At 58.1% G+C, this 18629-nt stretch carries 19 protein-coding genes and 1 tRNA gene; 8 read left to right on the top strand and 12 right to left on the bottom strand.

Translation table 11 applies throughout. The features are described 5' to 3' along the window. Positions 1 to 40: 40 nt before the first annotated feature. The 8 genes from C8D99_RS04425 to selA form a co-directional block, all read right to left on the bottom strand. A complete protein-coding gene (locus tag C8D99_RS04425; protein ID WP_133956822.1) occupies positions 41 to 823 on the bottom strand; it encodes a Nif3-like dinuclear metal center hexameric protein in 783 nt (260 codons plus the stop codon). 65 nt (positions 824 to 888) lie between these two features. Further along, a tRNA-Ile gene (locus tag C8D99_RS04430) sits at positions 889 to 965 on the bottom strand. Positions 966 to 1045: 80 nt separating this feature from the next. Beyond that, complete coding sequence (locus C8D99_RS04435) at positions 1046 to 1228, bottom strand: ferredoxin (protein WP_133956824.1); 183 nt, start codon at positions 1226 to 1228, stop codon at positions 1046 to 1048. An 86-nt stretch (positions 1229 to 1314) separates the two neighbouring features. Continuing rightward, positions 1315 to 2112, bottom strand: coding sequence for a phosphoribosyltransferase family protein (locus C8D99_RS04440; RefSeq protein WP_133956825.1), 798 nt, complete (start codon positions 2110 to 2112; stop codon positions 1315 to 1317). A 7-nt stretch (positions 2113 to 2119) separates the two neighbouring features. After that, positions 2120 to 2761: a GHMP family kinase ATP-binding protein gene (locus tag C8D99_RS04445; protein ID WP_208321076.1), complete on the bottom strand. Its 642-nt coding sequence runs from the start codon at positions 2759 to 2761 to the stop codon at positions 2120 to 2122. A 294-nt stretch (positions 2762 to 3055) separates the two neighbouring features. Beyond that, positions 3056 to 3292, bottom strand: coding sequence for a Veg family protein (locus tag C8D99_RS04450; RefSeq protein WP_133956829.1), 237 nt, complete (start codon positions 3290 to 3292; stop codon positions 3056 to 3058). 108 nt (positions 3293 to 3400) lie between these two features. Further along, the gene (selB, locus tag C8D99_RS04455; RefSeq protein ID WP_133956831.1) at positions 3401 to 5347 is read right to left on the bottom strand and encodes a selenocysteine-specific translation elongation factor; all 1947 of its coding nucleotides are present in this window, start codon (positions 5345 to 5347) and stop codon (positions 3401 to 3403) included. A gap of 4 nt (positions 5348 to 5351) precedes the next feature. After that, the gene (gene selA, locus C8D99_RS04460) at positions 5352 to 6755 is read right to left on the bottom strand and encodes an L-seryl-tRNA(Sec) selenium transferase (RefSeq protein ID WP_133956833.1); all 1404 of its coding nucleotides are present in this window, start codon (positions 6753 to 6755) and stop codon (positions 5352 to 5354) included. A 170-nt stretch (positions 6756 to 6925) separates the two neighbouring features. Between selA and yedF the strand changes: the two genes are divergently transcribed. Further along, entirely contained in the window at positions 6926 to 7519 is a 594-nt protein-coding gene (gene yedF / locus C8D99_RS04465; protein WP_133956835.1) for a sulfurtransferase-like selenium metabolism protein YedF, read from the top strand. Positions 7520 to 7531: 12 nt separating this feature from the next. On the opposite strand, the gene C8D99_RS04470 is transcribed toward yedF, so the two are convergent. The 4 genes from C8D99_RS04470 to mobA are packed head-to-tail and all read right to left on the bottom strand — an operon-like array spanning position 7532 to position 11779. Further along, positions 7532 to 8101, bottom strand: coding sequence for a hypothetical protein (locus tag C8D99_RS04470; RefSeq protein WP_208321077.1), 570 nt, complete (start codon positions 8099 to 8101; stop codon positions 7532 to 7534). 35 nt (positions 8102 to 8136) lie between these two features. Next, a complete protein-coding gene (gene hemW, locus C8D99_RS04475; RefSeq protein WP_133956839.1) occupies positions 8137 to 9306 on the bottom strand; it encodes a radical SAM family heme chaperone HemW in 1170 nt (389 codons plus the stop codon). Beyond that, a complete protein-coding gene (gene lepA, locus C8D99_RS04480) occupies positions 9293 to 11104 on the bottom strand; it encodes a translation elongation factor 4 (protein ID WP_133956841.1) in 1812 nt (603 codons plus the stop codon). The genes hemW and lepA overlap by 14 nt, the downstream gene beginning before the upstream one ends. A gap of 33 nt (positions 11105 to 11137) precedes the next feature. Further along, on the bottom strand, positions 11138 to 11779 hold the full coding sequence (mobA, locus tag C8D99_RS04485) for a molybdenum cofactor guanylyltransferase (protein ID WP_133956843.1): 642 nt from the start codon (positions 11777 to 11779) through the stop codon (positions 11138 to 11140). An 81-nt stretch (positions 11780 to 11860) separates the two neighbouring features. On the opposite strand from mobA, the gene purC reads away from it, so the two are divergent. The 7 genes from purC to purN are packed head-to-tail and all read left to right on the top strand — an operon-like array spanning position 11861 to position 18628. Next, positions 11861 to 12580 carry a phosphoribosylaminoimidazolesuccinocarboxamide synthase gene (gene purC, locus C8D99_RS04490; protein ID WP_133956845.1) on the top strand — a complete coding sequence of 240 codons (720 nt, stop codon included), beginning with the start codon at positions 11861 to 11863 and terminating at the stop codon, positions 12578 to 12580. Further along, positions 12580 to 12831 (top strand): phosphoribosylformylglycinamidine synthase subunit PurS, encoded by a 252-nt coding sequence (gene purS / locus C8D99_RS04495; RefSeq protein ID WP_133956847.1) that lies wholly within the window; start codon positions 12580 to 12582, stop codon positions 12829 to 12831. Before purC ends, purS begins: the two co-directional genes overlap by 1 nt. After that, on the top strand, positions 12832 to 13551 hold the full coding sequence (purQ, locus tag C8D99_RS04500; RefSeq protein ID WP_133956849.1) for a phosphoribosylformylglycinamidine synthase subunit PurQ: 720 nt from the start codon (positions 12832 to 12834) through the stop codon (positions 13549 to 13551). Continuing rightward, positions 13538 to 15691, top strand: coding sequence for a phosphoribosylformylglycinamidine synthase subunit PurL (gene purL, locus C8D99_RS04505; RefSeq protein WP_133956851.1), 2154 nt, complete (start codon positions 13538 to 13540; stop codon positions 15689 to 15691). The genes purQ and purL overlap by 14 nt, the downstream gene beginning before the upstream one ends. Further along, positions 15692 to 17065 carry an amidophosphoribosyltransferase gene (gene purF / locus C8D99_RS04510; protein WP_133956853.1) on the top strand — a complete coding sequence of 458 codons (1374 nt, stop codon included), beginning with the start codon at positions 15692 to 15694 and terminating at the stop codon, positions 17063 to 17065. It begins immediately after the preceding gene. Continuing rightward, on the top strand, positions 17049 to 18047 hold the full coding sequence (gene purM, locus C8D99_RS04515; protein ID WP_133956855.1) for a phosphoribosylformylglycinamidine cyclo-ligase: 999 nt from the start codon (positions 17049 to 17051) through the stop codon (positions 18045 to 18047). The genes purF and purM overlap by 17 nt, the downstream gene beginning before the upstream one ends. Continuing rightward, positions 18044 to 18628 (top strand): phosphoribosylglycinamide formyltransferase, encoded by a 585-nt coding sequence (gene purN, locus C8D99_RS04520; RefSeq protein WP_133956857.1) that lies wholly within the window; start codon positions 18044 to 18046, stop codon positions 18626 to 18628. Before purM ends, purN begins: the two co-directional genes overlap by 4 nt. Position 18629: the final 1 nt, after the last annotated feature.

The following is an 18629-nucleotide window of genomic DNA, read 5'->3' on the forward strand; positions in this document are numbered from 1 at the left end:
CATATCATTTGAACCGGAATCGTCATAGGCTAGAATGATGTCAGCCTATGACGACAGGGGCACGGGGCATGCCTCTGAAAACAGGAACTCCGGATCCTGAGGCTTCGGAAACAGTCCCGGCCAGTGCCTCGAGAGAAAACGACTCTGCTTCCCCGTGATCTCCAATGAGGAGAAGAAGTCCTCCCTCAAGGGCCTCCAGCCTTTCGTGGTACTTCACATCTGATGTGAAGTAGGCGTCAGCCCCGGAAGCTTTCGCTCCGCCCCACAGGCTGCCACCGGAGCCTCCGCACAGTGCGAGCCTGTTCACTGAACGGTGGGGGGCGCCGTAGAGGTCGAGACGGGAGAGCTTCAGCACGGAACGGATCATCTGCCCCAGTTCCTGCCCTGTCATAGCTGCTGGAAGATTTCCCAGGGCTCCGAGTCCCCATGCACCGGAGGCTGAGGGAACAAGGGGGCAGACGGACTCCAGTCCCAGGGCCCCGGCTATGGCGGCGTTGACGCCTCTCGGGCTCGAATCCCAGTTTGTATGCATGGAGATCACGGCAATGTCTTTTTTCAGCGCGAAGGCGACGGCCTTTCCGGTGCAGGTGGAAACATCAATCTTTTTCAGCGGGGAAAAGATGAGAGGATGGTGGCTCACCAGGACGGAGCATCCATTTTCGGCCGCATATTCCATGGCTTCCGGAGTCGGGTCGAGGCATACCGCGACCCCCGTCACCGGAGACTCGGGATTTCCCGTGATGAGTCCCGAATTGTCCCACTCCTCCGCCCAGCTGAAAGGAACCATGGCGTCAAGGTTCCTGAGAAGATCCTTCACTCGCATCGCCTTTCCTCCTCCCAAATCCAAATAAAAAAAACCGTTCCCCCGGAAGGAAACGGCGATTTTCGTGGTGGGCCTACCTGGACTCGAACCAGGAACCTTCCGGTTATGAGCCGGTGGCTCTAACCACTTGAGCTATAGGCCCGGAAAGAAGCGTTGCTCATTATACGCCCCAGGTCTGAGGAAATGCAAGGAGCATGCCATATTTCTAAAAAATCCGCCGATTTACTCCTCTATAACGATGCAGCCCACAGGGCAGCTCTCGGCAGCTTCCTGAGCGCAATCGCCGCCTTCGGGGCGAATTACCTTGGAAACCCCTGCATCTTCGTCCATGGAAAAGACCTCGGGGCACACCTGAGCGCATACACCACAGCCGATACATTCTTCCTGATTAATAGATACACGCATGAAAGATGTGGTCACCTCCTTCCGTCAGAGGGATTGTATATCAGCGGGGGGCTATCGTCAAACCCGCCCGGCCTGAATCCCTGGACTCACTCCCACAGGGCCACCTTCGGCTGTCTCTTTTCCACGCCGTCAAGCCGAAGCAGAGCCTTGTAGGAGGAAACGGCCTTCACCTCGGGGTCAGAGGAAACCATGAAAATTCCCGTTCCCGCAACCTCAGCACCGAATTCCTTGGCTACCAGGAGCATTCCGGCTGCCGTACTGCCGCCGCGCATGAAGTCGTCAACTATGAGGACCCGCTTCCCCTTTCCGAGCTGCTTGGTTCCCATGTACATGGCTTTTACATCGCCGTTCTTTGTGGGGTAATGGACGGTGACAGCCGATCCGTCGCTCGCCCGGTTCCGGAAACGGCATACCGCCAGGGGAATGCCCATGGCGTGGGCGGTAAAAATGGCGAGGGGAATGCCCTTGACTTCGGATGTCATGACCACGTCCGGCCTCGTCTCGCTGAAGAGGGAGGCCATGGCGTACCCGAGACGGAGGGCGTAGTGGGGGTTGAAGAGGATGTCGCTGTAATAGACCAGCCCTCCGGGAAGAAAACGGTCTTCGCAGTTGAGGAGGTCCATTATTTCCTTGAGGAGGGTGTCCTTGACCCCCGCCGCCATCCTCGGAACGAAGGACGCGCCGCCCGTTCTTCCCCGGTCGACGCTGATCCCCCCCATCCCCTCCCGGGAAAGGGCTTCGTCGATGATCGCCACATCATCGCTGATGACCGTCTTCGACACAAGGAAGTCCTCGGCAAGGGATGTCAGTGAAAGCTGCTTCGAAGGGCAGGTTAAAAACCTGGCCGCAGTGCGGATAAGCCTTTCTGTTCTTTGTCCTTTCATTTCGTCATCACTCCAGGCAGAAAATTTTCCGTATCCAGTCGTATTTCGTCATATCTCTGAAAAAACAGCCGAGGCCGCTTTTTTCGTAGAAGAGCCCGAAACAGGCACTCCCGCTTCCCGTTATTCCCCAGCCTGTGGCGCCGTATTCGCCGAAAGCGCTGAAGAGATCCGAATACCGGGGGTGTAAAGTCCGAAGCACCGGCAGAAAATCGTTCGGCAAAAGCCCGACGTGCCGTTGTGCCCGCAAAGCGCCCAGAATGTCTTCCGTTTCCTTTTCCGCCTCGCCGGCGTTCAGGGGAAACCGTCCGCCGTATGTGTTCTCGAGGAGAGAAAAAGCCCTTTTTGTGGACATCTCCCAGGACGGAACCGCAACAAGAACCGCAGGCGTTTCCGGTGGAGAGGAAACAGGCATGATATTGTCTCCCCTTCCGCTCACTACGGCCCATTCGGCATCGCTGAAAAGAAAGGGGACATCGGAGCCGAATTCCCCCGGCCCGGGATTATTTCTCCCGCTCATGCGCTGCAGCCAGGAAAGCAGGGCCGCGGCGTTTCCGCTTCCTCCGCCCAGTCCGCTTCCCGGCGGGATATTCTTCACAAGGTTTATGTGAAGGGGTGGAAGATCCATGGTCTGCCCGGCAGCGGTCAGCACTTCCTCAAGTATGTTTCTTCCCGGGACGGTCTCTCCGTAAACGGACAGGCTGTTCCGGACATTATGATCATATTGCGGTGTAATTGTCAATGATTCTACCGAGGATAGTCGCAAAAAAACCGATCTGAGTTCGTGGTATCCGTCAGACCGTTTGCCGGTGATCCGCAACGAGATATTGATTTTGGCATCCGAATGGACAAAAAAGGACATAATGGCCTCCTCTTGCGAGAGAAAAAAAAGATGCCCCGGCACGGAGGGGTGTCGGGGCGTCTTTTTTCGGACGTTCGAAAGGGATCAGTTCCTGCTTCCGGAAAGAAGCTCCAGTTCTACCTCGCGGGTCAAAAGCTCCGCATAGCTGAAGGATACCTTGCTATCCTGAGATTCGACGTAAAGGGTAAAGAGGTTCGGATAGGTTTCCAGGATGACTCCCTGGCGTTCTTCAACCTTGCGGCGCCCCTTGGCTGTCCTGTACCGGACTTTCAATCCCTTGTACAACGCAACCTGTTCACGGATCGAAGTTATTGTCGCCATTCGGGTCACTCCCAATACTGCAAATGTTGCATGAATCTTATCATAAATATGAAAAAATATCAAATGTCAGGGGGGCTCATGCCGACCCGGGGCCAGGGGCCCGGTACCTCAGGGACCGGAAATTTCCCGGGGGAGCTTTGACGCGAGAAGGACCCTTTTCTCTCCCGCTCTCCGGGTGAACCCCTTCGCATCAAGATATTCGAGCAACGGGAGAATGAATTTTCTCGAACTCCCCGTGATATCCCGTACCCGGGCCAGGGTGATGCCGTCTTTCTCCCGGAGGAGGATACGGAGAAGCTCATTCTCCACCTCCGCTGAAAGAAGAAACTCTCCGGACACAACGGAAACCATGCCCGTTTCCCGCATGCCGTTGAGCAGTGTAGAAAAAGCCTCCTCTCCGATGGCGAGGATCTCTCTCGCCTCAGAAATCACGGGAGGCTGGAATCCTCTTTCCCTGCACAAGGAAAGGATCCCGGCGGACCGTCTTTCAAAGGCCTCGTCGTCTCTCGGCAGAAAATTTCCCAGGCGGAGAAGCCCTTCTTCCGTGAGTACCACGGAACCGCCTGAAACGAGGGCTTCGAGAAAAGCCTTCGCCGTTCTCGAATCGAAGGATTTGAGAGAGGAAAGGGCTGTCACGTCAGGAGGAGCACCCTTCTGGGACGGATGGGAGTCGTGGTAGGACCCGAGGAAGGCTTCCACGTTCCCCGCCAGCCGAAGAAAGCATTCCCTGGAAAGAAGGAGCTTTTTTTCCCCCTGGAGAAACACAATGTCTTCCCTCTTCCTGAGCTTCTCCGCCAGGCGGGCAGTTTCTCCGGGGGATTCCTGGATAAAGAGGGCTCCATCGGAAAGCTCCAGCATGGAAAAAGACCTGACCAGCGCAAGGAGCCTTTCTTCAGGGTCGTGGACCGCGGCAAGGTCCCGTACCCTTTCAATGCATGAGGTCCTGGCTTTTCTGCCCTTGGGCTTGGCGGCGTAGGGAAACAGGACTCTCCCGCCGGCGATGGTCTCAAGGGGGCTGTATCTCCGCAGGACGAAGCGCTGGTCCACGAGGCAGACGATATCCTCCTCGGCGACGATCTGGGCCGGAGCGGTCTCTCCAGGCTGGAGCAGGGGATTTTCGAGAAGGGCGATACGGGCCACCACATCGGAGGTCCCGATGTGCAGGCGTACTCTCTGCCAGTGACGAACCGGCTCTCCGGCGCTCTCAAGCAGACGGAGTTCGCACTCGAAACACCGCGTGGTCCTGTAGACACCCTTTGCGCAGAGGACATCACCCCTGGACAGCCCATCGGAAGAAATCCCCGCGACGCTCACAGCGACCCTCTGTCCGGCCCAGGCCGTCTGGACACCGGCTCCGTGCACCTGCACGCTGCGGATCCTGCCTTCGCTACCTGAGGGGAGAGCCGCGGCTTCCATGCCGACGGATATTTCCCCCCTGTAGGCAGTCCCGGTGACCACGGCGCCGAAACCCGCCACGGGGAATGTCCGGTCAATGGGAAGGAAGAAAGGGCCTTTCCTGGGCCTCGGGCGGATTCGGTCCACAAGACTCCCGAGTTCCTCCCGGAGAAGAGAAAGGTTCGTCCCGGAAAGTGCGGAAACGGGTATTACCGGTTTTCCTTCCAGGAATGAACCGCGAAGGAAATCACGGACATCCTCAAGGGCGAGCTCCAGGAATTCCTCATCCACAGAGTCCGTTTTCGTCACGGCGACAAGCCCGTCCTTTACGCCGAGGAGTTTCAGTATCTCGAGATGTTCCCTTGTCTGGGGCATTACCCCCTCGTCGGCGGCCACCACGAGAAGCACCCCGTCAATTCCGGAGGCTCCGGCCACCATCTGGCGGATAAACCGTTCATGACCGGGGACATCCACAATGCTGACAATCCTGCCGTCGTCAAGGACGAGGGGGGCGAATCCGAGCTCGATGGTTATTCCCCGCTTTTTTTCCTCGCTGAGGCGGTCGCAGTCAACCCCGGTTATGGCTTTCACGAGGGTTGTCTTTCCATGGTCGATATGACCTGCCGTTCCGAGCACAAGGGAAATTTCCCGGCGGTCCACGGCATCACCTCCCGGAAGCGATGGCCCTGAAGGCATCGCAGATTCTTTCTTCGTCTCCCGGAAGGAGAGTGCGGACGTGAAGGAGAACCACATTGTCCCGGGCGCCTGCTATAACAGGAACAGGGAGAGTTCTCAGAAGGGAGAGGATCGTCCCGGCGCTCCCTACGGATTCCAGGACAATTCCCACTGCCCATCCCGGAAGCCGTTCTGCCGGAAAGGCGCCTCCGCCCACGGCGTCATCGGCTTCCGTCAGGGAAACGGTACCCGCCGGGAGAATCCTTTTCAGTTTATCAGAGAGTCTCCGGGCTTTCTTTCGGAGGGAATCGCCTGTTTCATTCAGCATGGCGAGAGTCGGAATCCTGAGATGCCTCCCGGAAAGATAGAGGCGGAGGGTTGCCTCGAAGGCGGCGAGGGTCATCTTGTCTACTCTCAGCGCCCTCAGAAGAGGATAACTGCGCAGCCTGTCCACAATCTCCTTCTTTCCGGCCAGGCCCCCGATCTGGGGTCCGCCGAGCATTTTATCTCCGGAAAAAGTCACAAGGTCCACTCCCGCGCGGAGGCACGAGGAGACTGTCGGCTCCCCCTTCAGACCGAAGGGGGCCATGTCGATGAGGGTTCCGCTCCCCAGGTCTTCCAGGAAAAGGAGTCCTCTTTCTTTGGCAAGGCCGTTAAGCTCTTCTCTCGGGACCGAGGAGGTAAAACCCTCCATCCGGAAATTCGACGGGTGGACCTTCAGAAGAGCTGCCGTGTTTTCCGTCACCGCGTTTCCGTAATCCTTCAGGTGGGTTCTGTTCGTGGACCCCACCTCCACGAGACGGGCGCCCGAAAAGGCCATTATGTCGGGAATGCGGAAGGATCCTCCGATTTCCACGAGTTCCCCCCTGGAGACGATAACTTCTTTTCCGGCGCACAGCCCGGCCAGCATGAGAAGGACCGCCCCGGCGTTGTTGTTCACCACCAGCCCCGCATCGGCACCGGTGATTTCCTTCAGGAGCCATTCCACGTGATCACTCCTGTGCCCCCGCTTGCCTTCGGAAATGTCGTATTCGAGGGTACTGTACCTGTCGGCCACGGCCAGAACCGCGTCCCTGGCCTCGGGGGCCAGGCATGACCTGCCGAGGTTCGTGTGAATCACCACGCCCGTGGCGTTCACTACCGGCCTGAGACTTTTTCCGGCCCTGGCGGCAAGTACGGGAAGAGCCAGTGTCAGGACGGATTCCGCGGAAGGTTCGGCCCCCTCGCCTTCGAGAATTTTTTTCCGGAGGGAGTCCATGGCGTCCCCAAGGACTGTCTTCACCGCCTCTCTGCCCATGCTTTCCAGAAAGGGCTCCATGTCCGGCATGCCAAGGAGGCTGTCCATGGCCGGGAGAGAGCGGAGCCTGTTTTTTTCTGCATTCTGTGCCTTCATGGAAGAAACATCACCTTTCTCCGGAGAAAAGAAGTGTACAACGAAAGGGCAAGCGTCCCGCACCGTAAAAGGCCGGGTGGAGGAAAATACTTTGCTCCCGCCCATATTCTACCCTATAATAGCAGGCTGTACGGGTCGGGATTTTCAAAACACTTCGGGGAGGCGACAGTATGGCGAAGATCGACGCCAGGGGCAAAAGCTGCCCCCAGCCGGTCATGATGACCAAAACGCATGTGGACTCGGGAGAAAAGGAACTCGAGATTTACCTCGACAACGCGGTGTCCGCTTCCAACGTCCAGCGTTTTCTTGAAAAAAACGGATTTCGGGTACAGATCATAGACGAGGACGGAACCATTACCATCAGGGGGACGAAAGGCGACTGGCCGGAAAATGCCGTCAAGGCAACGGAAGAACAGCAAAAGGCCTTGCAGAATACGGCCGTCCTGATTGCCGACAGGGTAATCGGAGGAGAAGACCAGGTATTGGGAGAAGTGCTCATGAAGGGCTTCCTCGGAACCCTCTCCCAGCTCTCAAACCCGCCGTCGGTGGTGGCGCTCATGAACGAGGGCGTCAAGCTCGCCCTGAAAAACACGTCATCCTGCGACCATCTCTCCGCTCTTCGGAAGAAGGGAACCAGAATCCTCGTCTGCGGCACCTGCACCAATCATTTCGGCATTACTGCCGATATCGGCGCGGGAGTGATCTCCAACATGTTCGAGATCACGGAAGCCCTTCTTTCCGCCGAGAAGCAGCTTACCGTCTGAAGAGTCCTGCTTTCATGCCTCCCCTTCCCTGAAGGGGAGGCATGAAAGCAGGTATTCCGCCAGGAAAGAAAGAGCTTCCCCGGTGCTTCTATCGGGAGAAAGAAACGTCATAAGCCTTTCCTCCGCAGGAAGGTAGGCCACGTGGACCTCGCTGTCGAGTATGTCCTGCTCCGCTTCCGGTGCGTCCTCGTCGAAAAGAAGCATCCATCCCGGCGTAGTGACCCCTACCAGCGTCCAGTCCGTCCCTGGGTAGGTATGGTGAATGACACCGCTGAAGTTTCGTCCCGACCGTGAAACAAGCCTGCCGCTGATCCAGCGGGCCCGCTCCTCCATGGAGTCCGCCGCGATGAGAAGGGATCCTCCCTCCTCCTCCAGGGAAACATAGACCCTCGACAGGGGGAGCAGCGACCCCCCGTTGAACCCGTTTCCTCCGTCCACGCCTTCCATGAAGGAAAGGCCGCCCCGCAGAGAGTCGGAAACATTCACCGCATATCCCTTCACGGGCCGTGGGGGCGAAAATCTCGCAAGGCACATGAGCACGTCTTCCACCACGTAATCTTCGCCGGAACCAAAGCGGATCATTCCGTATTCCACAGGAGCAGCCCCTTTCATCTTTCTTAGACTATCAGACTCCAGAGGGCGTTTGCGACCCTCATCCCTTTCGGTGTCAGCGAAAGGCTGCCCGGGCTTTCCGAAAAACAATCGGCGGGAGCTTCCCGCCTGAGGGTATCCTGAATGCTGTCAAGTATTGCCTGACCGTATTTGTGCGAAAAAGCGTCGAAGGGAATGCCCCATTGTGTCCGGAGCAGAAGCACAGCTGCTTCCCTGGCAGCCTTCTCCCCTGAGACCGACTCCATCCCGGCCACGCTTCCCCCGAAGGCACGAACGGAAGAAGCGTACCCCTCAAGGCTGCCCTCATTCCGGTACCGTTTTTCCCCGAGAAAACCCCAGGCACCTGCTCCAAGCCCCAGGACGGGATCCCTCCGCCAGTAGGCGGTGTTGTGGCGGCTGTGGCGCCCGGGCAGGGAAAAACTGGCGATTTCATACTGGCTGAAGCCTTTGCGGGGAAGATACCACTGGCTCCACCTATAGAAAGGATACCCGTCCGTTCTTCCGGAAGGGGGGGAGGAATTCCACCGGCATCCTTCGTCAATGCTGAGCTGGTACAGGGAAATATGGTCCACTCCGAGCCCCAGTGCAGTCTTCACGGAACCCGCCCAGGACCGGAGCGTCTGGTCCCGCAGCCCGAACATCAGGTCGGCGCTGACGGAAAAGCCTCCCAGGACCGCAGTCCTGACGGCTTCGCATGCTTTTGAGGCATCATGGGGGCGTCCGAGCCAGAGAAGATCACCGTCCGAAAAACTCTGGACGCCGATGCTTACCCTGGAAACCCTCCTCTTCTTCCAGACGGCGGCATGCCTCTCCGAAAAAGACTCCGGATTCGCCTCCACCGTAATTTCCGCGCACGGTGAAACGGGAATGTTCTCTTCCAGAAATGACAGCAGGTCTTCCCACTGGCCCGGGGAAAGCATGGTGGGCGTGCCGCCTCCGAAGTACAGAGTGGACGCTTCGGATTTCTCCCCGAGGAATGCCCGGTAAAAGAGGATCTCCTTTTTCAGCAGATCCAGGTATTTTTCGCTCTCCCCGGGTGTTGCGGGAACGCTGAAAAAAGAACAGTAAGGGCATTTCCGGAGGCAGAAGGGAATATGGATGTAGACAGAAAAGGGTCCGGAAAGGTCTCCCAGAGAAGAACCGATTTCGTGTGAAAGGGAGCTATTTTTCCTCATCCTCTTCCACCTGGAGGAAAGCGAGGAACGCCTCCTGGGGAATGGAGACCTTGCCGATCTGTTTCATCCGCTTCTTCCCTTCCTTCTGCTTTTCGAGCAGTTTCCTCTTCCTGGTGATGTCTCCTCCGTAGCATTTGGCGAGAACATCCTTGCGAAGGGCTTTCACGTTCTGGCGTACGATGACTTTTTTTCCTACGGAGGCCTGGATGGGAACCTCGAAAAGCTGGCTGGGGATCAGCTCCTTCAGTTTCCTCACGGCCGCCTGCCCCCTGTAATAGGCTGAATCCCGGTGGCAGATGAAGGAAAATGCATCCGCAGCCTCGCCGCTCACAAGCACATCGACCCTCACGAGATCGGCCGCTTTCAGGCCGATGAACTCGTAGTCAAGGGAGGCGTACCCTCTCGTCTGGGATTTGAGCTTGTCGTGAAAGTCGATGATGAATTCCGCCAGTGGAAGTTCATACACCAGCCGGACCCTGTCCGGAGCGAGATAATCCATGGAAACATAGGTGCCCCGCTTGTCCTGGCAGAGTTTCATCACCTTCCCGACATACTCCGTGGGAACGAAAAGGGAGATCTTGATCACCGGTTCCCGGACTTCCTGGATCTCGCCGATTTCGGGGAAATCGGAAGGCCTGTGGGCCTCGATGAGGCCCCCGTCCTTCGTCACAACTTCGTAGACCACGTTGGGGGCTGTAGCCACGAGTTCCACCCCGAACTCCCTCCGGAGCCGTTCCTTCGAGACATCCATGTGCAACAGGCCGAGAAAGCCGCACCGGAAGCCGAAACCGAGGGCCACGGACGTCTCGGGCTCGAAGTTGATGGAGGAATCATTGAGGGTCAGTTTTTCCAGGGCATCCCGGAGCTGAGGGTAATCATCCCGCTCCACGGGATAAAACCCGCAGAACACCACGGGCTTGACCTTGCGGTAGCCCGGGAGGGGCGAGGCAGCGGGCCTGCCGTTGTCGGTGATGGTATCGCCTGTGTGGGCTTCCGCCACTGTTTTGATATTGGAGACCACATACCCGACTTCTCCGGCGGCAAGTTCATCGCAGGGCTGGAAACCGGGGCGGAACACTCCCACTTCCTCCACGGGGAAGACACCTCCGGTGGCCATGAAACGGATGGTCTGCCCCGGGCGGATCCTGCCGTTTACCACGCGAATGTAGCAGATGACCCCCTTATAATTATCGTAGACGGAATCGAAAATCATCGCCTGGAGGGGAGCCTCCCGGTCGCCCAAAGGAGCGGGAACTTTCTCTACTACCCGTTCCAGGATATCATCGATTCCCTTTCCCTCCTTGGCGCTGGCGAGGATGACATGATCGCAGTCAAGGCCCACCACGTCCTCGATTTCCCGAATCACGTACTCCGGCCTGGAGGACGGAAGATCTATCTTGTTGATCACCGGGAGGATCTCGAGCCCCTGGTCCACTGCCATATAGGCGTTTGCCAGGGTCTGGGCCTCCACGCCCTGGGTGGCGTCCACCACGAGCAGCGCCCCTTCGCAGGCCGCAAGGGACCGGGAAACCTCGTACCCGAAGTCCACGTGTCCCGGCGTATCTATGAGGTTGAGCACATATTCCCTGCCGTCCTTCGCCGTATAGTTCATCTTTACCGGAACGAGCTTGATGGTTATGCCCCGTTCCCGTTCAAGGTCGAGAGAGTCGAGAATCTGCTGCTTCATGTCCCTCAGGCCGATGGTGCTCGTGCTCTCGAGAAGACGGTCGGCAAGGGTGGACTTGCCGTGGTCTATGTGGGCGATGATGCAGAAGTTGCGAATGTACTGCTGTTCCATGGTGTTCTCCTTCCCGAAGTGCAAGAATCTCTGTTAATCAAAGAGGTGTGCGTTTCCCGGATCCAGGAGATCGTTTCTTGTGTTCAGATTGCCGAAGGATTTTTTGTAGCCCGGGAGATGGGAAAAATGCTCATCATCCACTGGGGACACCTTCAGCGAGTCATAAAAAGACGTGATCTTCCGTTCTCCGGACTGCACCGCCCTCTCTATGGCAGGAATGCATTCCCTGCTGTAAAAAGCGTGGAGAGGTTCGAAATATCCGCCGATCCTCGGCACGACAATGTCGGCGTCTTCCTCTCCGCAGCTCCACAGGGTCCTGACGACGGCCCCTGAAATCCATGGCATGTCACAGGCGCAGACAAAAGACCACTTCAGGGAAGCCTGCTTCAATCCCTCCAGAATGCCGCCCAGGGGACCGCTCCCTTCCTGCCTGTCTTCCACGAGGCGCAGGCCGTACTGAGAGATTATACCCGAGAGCATGCCGGAAACATACGGTGTTTGTCTCGGCGCCACGGAAAGGAGAACCTCTCCCGAAAAACGGGAAACTTTCCTGAGCACCTTCAAAACGAGGGGGACAGAGTTGATCTCAAGAAACAGTTTTTCTCCGCCCATCCGCCGGCCGTAACCGCCTGCGAGGACTATAGCCGTTACCGGAACCCCTTCCAAGGCCTTCATTTTCCGAGGCTCTCCTTTTTATTGACATTTTTTGCGTTCTAGTAAATAATGTGAGCACATCATTCCGCCGGAGGTGCCCCCATGGAAAAAAGAGAGTTTCTGTACGAAGGAAAAGCGAAAAAAGTCTGGACCACTGACGATCCTTCCGTGTACGTCGTGGAATATAAAAATTCCCTCACGGCCTTCAACGCCCTGAAAAAAGACTCCATTGAAGGCAAGGGAAGGCTCAACAACCTCATCAGCTCCGTCCTGTTCGAGCACTTGGGGAAAAAAGGCGTTCCCACCCATTTTATCAGCAGGATCGACGATCTCCAGCAGCTTGTCCGGAAGGTCACCATCATCCCCATCGAGGTAGTGGTGAGGAACATCACCACGGGAACCCTCTGCAAACGCCTCGGAGTCGAGGAAGGCAAGGTGCTTCCCCGCCCGCTGGTTGAACTCTACCTGAAGGACGATGCTCTGGGCGATCCGATTATAACCGAGGACCATGCCCTTCTCTTCGGCTGGTCGACTCAGGAGCAGTTAAATAAAATAAAGGAAATAACCCTCAAGGTCAATTCTCTTCTCTCCGAATATTTTCTCGGCCTCGGGATCATACTGGTGGACTTCAAGCTCGAGTTCGGAACCGACACGGAAGACAACCTTCTTCTCGCGGACGAAATTTCCCCCGATACCTGCCGTTTCTGGGACAGGGACACCAAAAACCGCCTGGACAAGGACCGTTTCCGGAAAGACCTGGGAGACGTTCTCGGAGCTTACGAAGAAATCTGGAGACGGGTATCCTCTGCGGAGGCCCTGTGATGCTCCGTCACGTCCATGTTTTTGTTCAGCTCAAGGAGGGCGTTCTCGATATCCAGGGAAAAACGGTGGCCAATTCTCTTGTTTCCCTCGGTCATGATTCCCTGGGATCCGCAAAAGTCGGGAAGTACATCCAGCTCTGGATCGAAGCCGATTCGGCAGCCGGCGCCAGGAAAGAAGCGGAACAAATGTGTGACGATCTCCTGGTCAACCCCATAATCGAACAGTACCGCATCGAAGTGGAGGGAGAGTAGGTGAAGACCGCCGTCGTCATTTTTCCGGGGAGCAACTGTGACCAGGATGTCATTCATTCCGTCAGGGACACCCTCGGATGTGAAGTGAATGCCGTCTGGCACAGGGAGGAACGGCTCCCCGAAGGAACCGATCTCGTCATTCTGCCGGGCGGTTTTTCCTACGGAGATTACCTGAGAAGCGGCGCCATGGCGGCCCGATCCCCCGTCATGGGGGCGGTCAGGGAGCACGGCGGGCATGGGGGACTCGTTCTGGGCATCTGCAACGGGTTCCAGATATTGACTGAATCCCGCCTTCTTCCCGGAGTGCTTCTTCCCAATAAAACCCTTTCATTTATCTGCAGGCCGTGCTGTTTGTCGGTGGAAAACACGGAAACGCCCTTTACGGGCCTTTTCGAAAAAGGACAGGTAGTGCAGTTTCCCATCGCCCACGGGGACGGCCTCTTCTTCCTCCCCGCAGACGAGCTCGAAGACCTGGAAAAAAGAGGAGGGGCCGTTTTCCGCTATGTCTCTCCCGGCGGTGACGGAGGAGATGAGTGGAATCCCAACGGGTCCGTGAACAGCATCGCGGGCATTGTCAATCCGGAGGGCAATATTCTTGGCCTTATGCCCCACCCGGAAAGGGCGAGCGAGGCCATTCTCGGAGGAGAGGACGGCCGGCTGTTCTGGCGGTCCGTCGCTTCTTTCCTCGAGAAAGGAGGCAGGCGCCATGGACTTCAGTAAATACGGCATCAGGAAGGAAGAATTCGCCGCCGCCGAAGCCGCCCTCGGAAGGGAGCCCAATGAATGCGAACTCAGGATCCTCGGGGTTATGTGGTCTGAGCACTGCAGCTACAAGTCCACGAAACATCTTCTTAAGCATTTCCCCACAAGGGGGCCGAAGGTCATCCTCGGACCAGGTGAAAACGCCGGAATCGTCGACCTCGGAGACGGTCTTGGAGCGGCGTTCAAGGCGGAAAGCCACAATCACCCGTCCGCGGTGGCGCCCTACCAGGGAGCAGCCACCGGGGTCGGAGGCATCATCCGGGATATTCTCGCCCTTGGTGCCAGGCCTGTGGCCTCCATGGACGGACTCTTTTTCGGAGACCCGGAACATCCCAGAACCGGTCATCTGTCTGCGGGAATCGTGAAGGGGGTGGGAGACTACGGGAATGCCGTGGGTGTCCCCACCGTCGGAGGAAAAACGGCCTACGATTCATGCTACAACGAAAACCCTCTTCTCAACGCATTCTGCATCGGTCTCGTCGAGCTGGATAAAATCGTCAGTTCCCAGACCGCCCGCCCGGGGCAGCTCGTGGTTCTTCTCGGGTCCAAAACCGGACGTGACGGCATAGCAGGCGCGGCATTCGCATCCGTCGAACTTTCTGAGGACGCCAAGGAAAGCAGGCCTTCCATACAGATAGGCGATCCCTTCGCGGAAAAAATGCTTATCGAGGCATGCCTTGAACTGAAGGAAAAGAACCTGATCGTCAGCATGCAGGATATGGGTGCCGCAGGCATCACCTCCTCCTCGAGCGAGGTGGCAGCCAAGAGCGGTGTCGGCATGAAACTCCACTTCGACAGGGTGCCCCTTCGGGCAGAAGACATGGAGCCCTGGGAGATCGCCCTCTCCGAATCCCAGGAGAGAATGCTGCTCATCGTCGAACCGAAAAATATTGACGAGGTCTGCTCGGTCGCCCGGAAATGGGAACTTGACTGCGCGGTCATAGGGGAAACCGAGGAGGGGGATGACTACTCCATTTTCTTCCACGGAGAAAAAGTTGCTTCCCTTCCCGCCACGCTCATCGGGGACGGGTGTCCCCCCATTCACTGGCCGGCGGAAAAACCGGCGGACTTTGAAAAAAGATGGAATTTCGACCTGGACGGTCTCCCCGTTCCCGGAGACTGGAACCAGGCGCTGCTCTCCCTCCTCGGTACTCCTTCCATGGCCCCGAAACACTGGATTTCCGAGCAGTACGACTCCATGGTGCAGCTCAACACGGTCAGGGGGCCGGGACATCCGGTAAGCGTCCTCAGGGTCAAGGGAAAAGAGTCTCTTATCGCCCTGGTTCTCGACGCTGATCCCTGGAAATGCGGCCTCGATCCTTTCAGCGGAGGCGCCGAAACAGTCGCCCGGACCGTGCGGGCTCTCTCGGTTGCAGGAGCTGAACCCCTCGGGCTGACGGATTGCCTCAATTTTCCGTCCCCCGAGGTTCCCGGGCAATACTGGGCCCTGGAAGAATGCATCAAGGGGATGGCGGCAGCGTGCGTAGCCCTCGGCTGTCCGGTGGTCTCAGGGAACGTGAGTCTCTACAACGAAACGAAATCCGGCGCCATTCTGCCTACTCCCGTGGTGGGGACGGTGGGACTCATTCCTTCCCCCGACGATTACCTTCTCTCAGGTGCCTGGGAAGAAGGGGATGTCCTCTTCTTTGTGGGCCCCTGCAACCCTTCCCTCGCCGGCAGCCAGTACCTCCGGTCCCTTGGCCTGTCCCCTGCAGGGCGCCCTCTCGGTTTCTCCGGTGAAGCCGAAAAGGATTTTTCCGAAAGGGCCCTCAGAACCGCCCGTGCAAAAGCGGCACGGAGCGGGCGGGCTCTCGCCGGAGGGGGACTTGCCGCCGCCCTGGCGAAGGACTCTGCGGAAAGCGGTCTCGGGGCACACATTACCCTCGGGATTCCCACAAGAAAAGATGTGGTTCTCTTCGGCGAGGGAGGAGCCCGGGCCCTGTATTCCGTTCCCATGTCCAGGGTTCCTCTCTTTAAGGCAATCTGGAGCGGCTATCCGTGCCTTGAACTGGGGCGGGCAGGCGGCGACTCTCTTTCCGTTGACGGGGCTTTCAGCCTGACGGTTGCCCGTCTACGGGAAATATGGAGGAATAACTGAATGTGCGGCATTTTCGGTGCCTACTCCCCCATGGGGAAAAAGGTTCTGGAGGACGTCTACCTGGGCCTCTACGCCCTGCAGCACAGAGGCCAGGAGGCGGCGGGAGTGGCCTGGGTCAATCCCCAGGGCCGGATTTCCTCCATCAAGGGATCAGGGCTTGTCCATCTTGCCCTGAACCAGGCAGAACTTGCGGCCGTGGAAACGTCGTGCGCCATAGGCCATGTCCGGTACTCCACCGCAGGGGGATCTGAACTGGCGAATGCCCAGCCGCTCACAGCGAGCACTTCGAAAACCTCCCTTGCCGTGGCCCATAACGGGAACCTGACCAATGCAGGCGGAATCAAGCTTTTCCTTGAAAACCGCGGAGCCATCTTCCATTCGGCCACGGATACGGAGGTCATCCTTCACCTCATGGCCCACCAGCCCCACAAGGAGTCCCTGGACGCCCTGCTGGATTCTCTCACCAGACTGAGGGGGGCCTACTCCCTCGCCATGGTGATAGGCCAGGATCTTGTGGCCGCCAGGGACCCCTGGGGATTCCGGCCGCTGGTCATCGGAAAGCGGGACGACGTGTTTTACGTCTCCTCGGAAACCTGCGCCCTGAACCTTGTAGGTGCCTCAGTGGTGCGGGAAGTTGAGCCGGGAGAGGTGGTCATCTTCGGCCGGAAGGGCATGGATTCCATCCCCATTCCGGTGGACGTGAAGCGCCGCTACGGATGTGCCTTCGAATTTGTCTATTTCGCAAGGCCCGACAGCGTCATCAGCGGGCGCTCGGTCTACGAGGTCCGGAAAGAACTGGGAAGGAAGCTCGCCGACCGGGCACCGTGCCCCGAAGCCCATCTCGCCACGGGAATGCCGGACAGCGGCACCATCGCCGCCCTCGGCTACGCGGAAAAAAGTGCCACTCCCTATGAACAGACAGTGGTCAGGAACAGGTACGTCGGCAGGACCTTCATCGAACCGACCCAGCGGGTCCGGGAGCTCGGCGTAAGAATCAAGCTCAACCCAATCACGGAAGTGCTTTCGGGCAAGAACGTGGTGGTGGTGGACGACTCCATCGTCCGGGGGACCACGTGCCAGAGGATGATTTCCATGATAAAGGCATGCGGTGCAAGCCAGGTTCACGTCAGAATTTCGTCTCCGCCGGTGCGGTTCCCCTGTTACTACGGCATCGATACGCCGACGAGGGTGGAGCTTGCGGCGGCCAGGATGAACCTCCGGCAGCTCGAACGGGAGGTGGGGGCGGATTCCCTCTCCTACATAACGGAGGAAGACCTCATCGAGGCTATCGGTCTTCCCTGCGGCGAGGTCTGCACGGCCTGCTTTTCCGGCCAGTACATGGAGGGAGGAGAAGATAATGAACCTGAACTATAGGGACGCGGGGGTGGACATTCCCCTTGCCGACCAATGGGTAGGGACCATCAGGAATATCGTCCGGTCCATGCCGGCCGACCCGAACGTCCTGGGGGGAATCGGAGGATTCAGCGGCCTCTACAGGCTTCCCGGCGGCCTTGTCCTCGCGGGGTGCTGCGACGGAGTGGGAACGAAGATCGAAGTGGCCAAGGCTGCGGGAAAATTTGACGGGATCGGCCAGGATCTGGTGGCCATGAATGTGAACGACCTTGTCACCTGCGGCGCCCGGCCCCTCTTCTTCCTGGACTACATCGCCTGCGGAAGGCTGAAACCCGAAATCCTCGGCCCCATCGTGGAAAGTGCGGCCAGGGCCTGCCGGGACAGCGGGTGTGCCCTCCTCGGGGGAGAAACTGCGGAAATGCCCGGTACCTACAACGAAGACGGACTCGATCTTGCGGGTTTTTCCGTCGGCATGCTCCGGGAGGATGAAATTATCGACGGGAGCCGTATCGCCCCCGGCGACGCCGTCGTCGGCATTGCGAGTTCGGGAGTTCACAGCAACGGTTTTTCCCTCGTCCGGAAGGCCCTTTTCTCTTCCGGCAATCCCTGCGGTCTTTCCGACACGCCGGAAGTTCTCGAGGGAAAAACCATCGGCGAGAGTCTCCTCGTCCCCACGAGACTGTATGTCTCCGTTGCCCTCGAGGCCGCCAGCTCGGGACTCGTGGGGGGCATGGCCCACATCACCGGCGGGGGGCTCTATGACAACATCCGGCGGGTCATTCCCGGAGATCTTGCCCTCTCTCTTGACTACGACGCCTGGCCCCGTTCCCCCATATTTTCCCTTCTCCGTGACCGGGGCATTGACGAGAGCGAAATGCGAAAAGTCTTCAACCTGGGCATCGGTTTTGCCTTCATCGTCAGGAAAGAGAAGCTCCCCGAGTTTCTCTCCCTTCTTGAAAGCCTGGGAGAGAAAGGATACGTCATCGGCGGGGTTTCGGCATGACATCCTTTGCCGTCCTCATCTCCGGACGGGGAACAAATATGGCCGCCATCGCCAGGGCTGTGGCCCGGGGAAAGCTGGATGCCCGCCTGAAGTTCGTCGCGAGCGACAATCCAGGGGCAGCCGGACTTGATATCGCCAGAAAAATGGGTTTTCCGGCGGAAATGCTTGATTACGGTAAGGAAGGCAGACGGGGGGCAGAACAGCAGCTCGCCCTCCTCTGCTCCCGCAATAATGTGGAGTGGATCGTCCTGGCGGGTTTCATGCGCCTCCTTTCTCCTGAATTCGTTGCAGCCCGCAGAGGCCGCATTGTGAATATCCACCCCTCTCTTCTCCCTTCATTTCCCGGCAGGGACGGCATCGGCGATGCGTGGAGATACGGGGTCAAAATTACCGGGGTAACGGTCCACCTGGTGGACGAAGGGGTGGATTCCGGACCGATACTGGCCCAGAAGGCAGTTCCCGTCCGCCCCTGTGATACCCTCGAATCCCTGGAGAAGAGAATCCACAGGGCGGAGCACGGACTGTACTGGAAGACCCTCGCCGGGCTTTTTTCCGGCGTCCCTGCATCTGAAAGGAGCTGAA

The organism is Aminivibrio pyruvatiphilus (assembly GCF_004366815.1).
Classification (GTDB): domain Bacteria; phylum Synergistota; class Synergistia; order Synergistales; family Aminobacteriaceae; genus Aminivibrio; species Aminivibrio pyruvatiphilus.

Coding starts and splice junctions, on each gene's coding strand:
- C8D99_RS04435 (WP_133956824.1), bottom strand. CDS start 1,228: ATGCGTGTATCTATTAATCAGGAAGAATGTATCGGCTGTGGTGTATGC.
- C8D99_RS04425 (WP_133956822.1), bottom strand. CDS start 823: ATGCGAGTGAAGGATCTTCTCAGGAACCTTGACGCCATGGTTCCTTTC.
- purF (WP_133956853.1), top strand. CDS start 15,692: ATGTGCGGCATTTTCGGTGCCTACTCCCCCATGGGGAAAAAGGTTCTG.
- C8D99_RS04440 (WP_133956825.1), bottom strand. CDS start 2,112: ATGAAAGGACAAAGAACAGAAAGGCTTATCCGCACTGCGGCCAGGTTT.
- selA (WP_133956833.1), bottom strand. CDS start 6,755: ATGAAGGCACAGAATGCAGAAAAAAACAGGCTCCGCTCTCTCCCGGCC.
- mobA (WP_133956843.1), bottom strand. CDS start 11,779: ATGAAGGCCTTGGAAGGGGTTCCGGTAACGGCTATAGTCCTCGCAGGC.
- purL (WP_133956851.1), top strand. CDS start 13,538: ATGGACTTCAGTAAATACGGCATCAGGAAGGAAGAATTCGCCGCCGCC.
- yedF (WP_133956835.1), top strand. CDS start 6,926: ATGGCGAAGATCGACGCCAGGGGCAAAAGCTGCCCCCAGCCGGTCATG.
- lepA (WP_133956841.1), bottom strand. CDS start 11,104: ATGGAACAGCAGTACATTCGCAACTTCTGCATCATCGCCCACATAGAC.
- purN (WP_133956857.1), top strand. CDS start 18,044: ATGACATCCTTTGCCGTCCTCATCTCCGGACGGGGAACAAATATGGCC.
- hemW (WP_133956839.1), bottom strand. CDS start 9,306: ATGAGGAAAAATAGCTCCCTTTCACACGAAATCGGTTCTTCTCTGGGA.
- purS (WP_133956847.1), top strand. CDS start 12,580: ATGCTCCGTCACGTCCATGTTTTTGTTCAGCTCAAGGAGGGCGTTCTC.
- C8D99_RS04450 (WP_133956829.1), bottom strand. CDS start 3,292: ATGGCGACAATAACTTCGATCCGTGAACAGGTTGCGTTGTACAAGGGA.
- purM (WP_133956855.1), top strand. CDS start 17,049: ATGAACCTGAACTATAGGGACGCGGGGGTGGACATTCCCCTTGCCGAC.
- purC (WP_133956845.1), top strand. CDS start 11,861: ATGGAAAAAAGAGAGTTTCTGTACGAAGGAAAAGCGAAAAAAGTCTGG.
- C8D99_RS04470 (WP_208321077.1), bottom strand. CDS start 8,101: ATGATCCGCTTTGGTTCCGGCGAAGATTACGTGGTGGAAGACGTGCTC.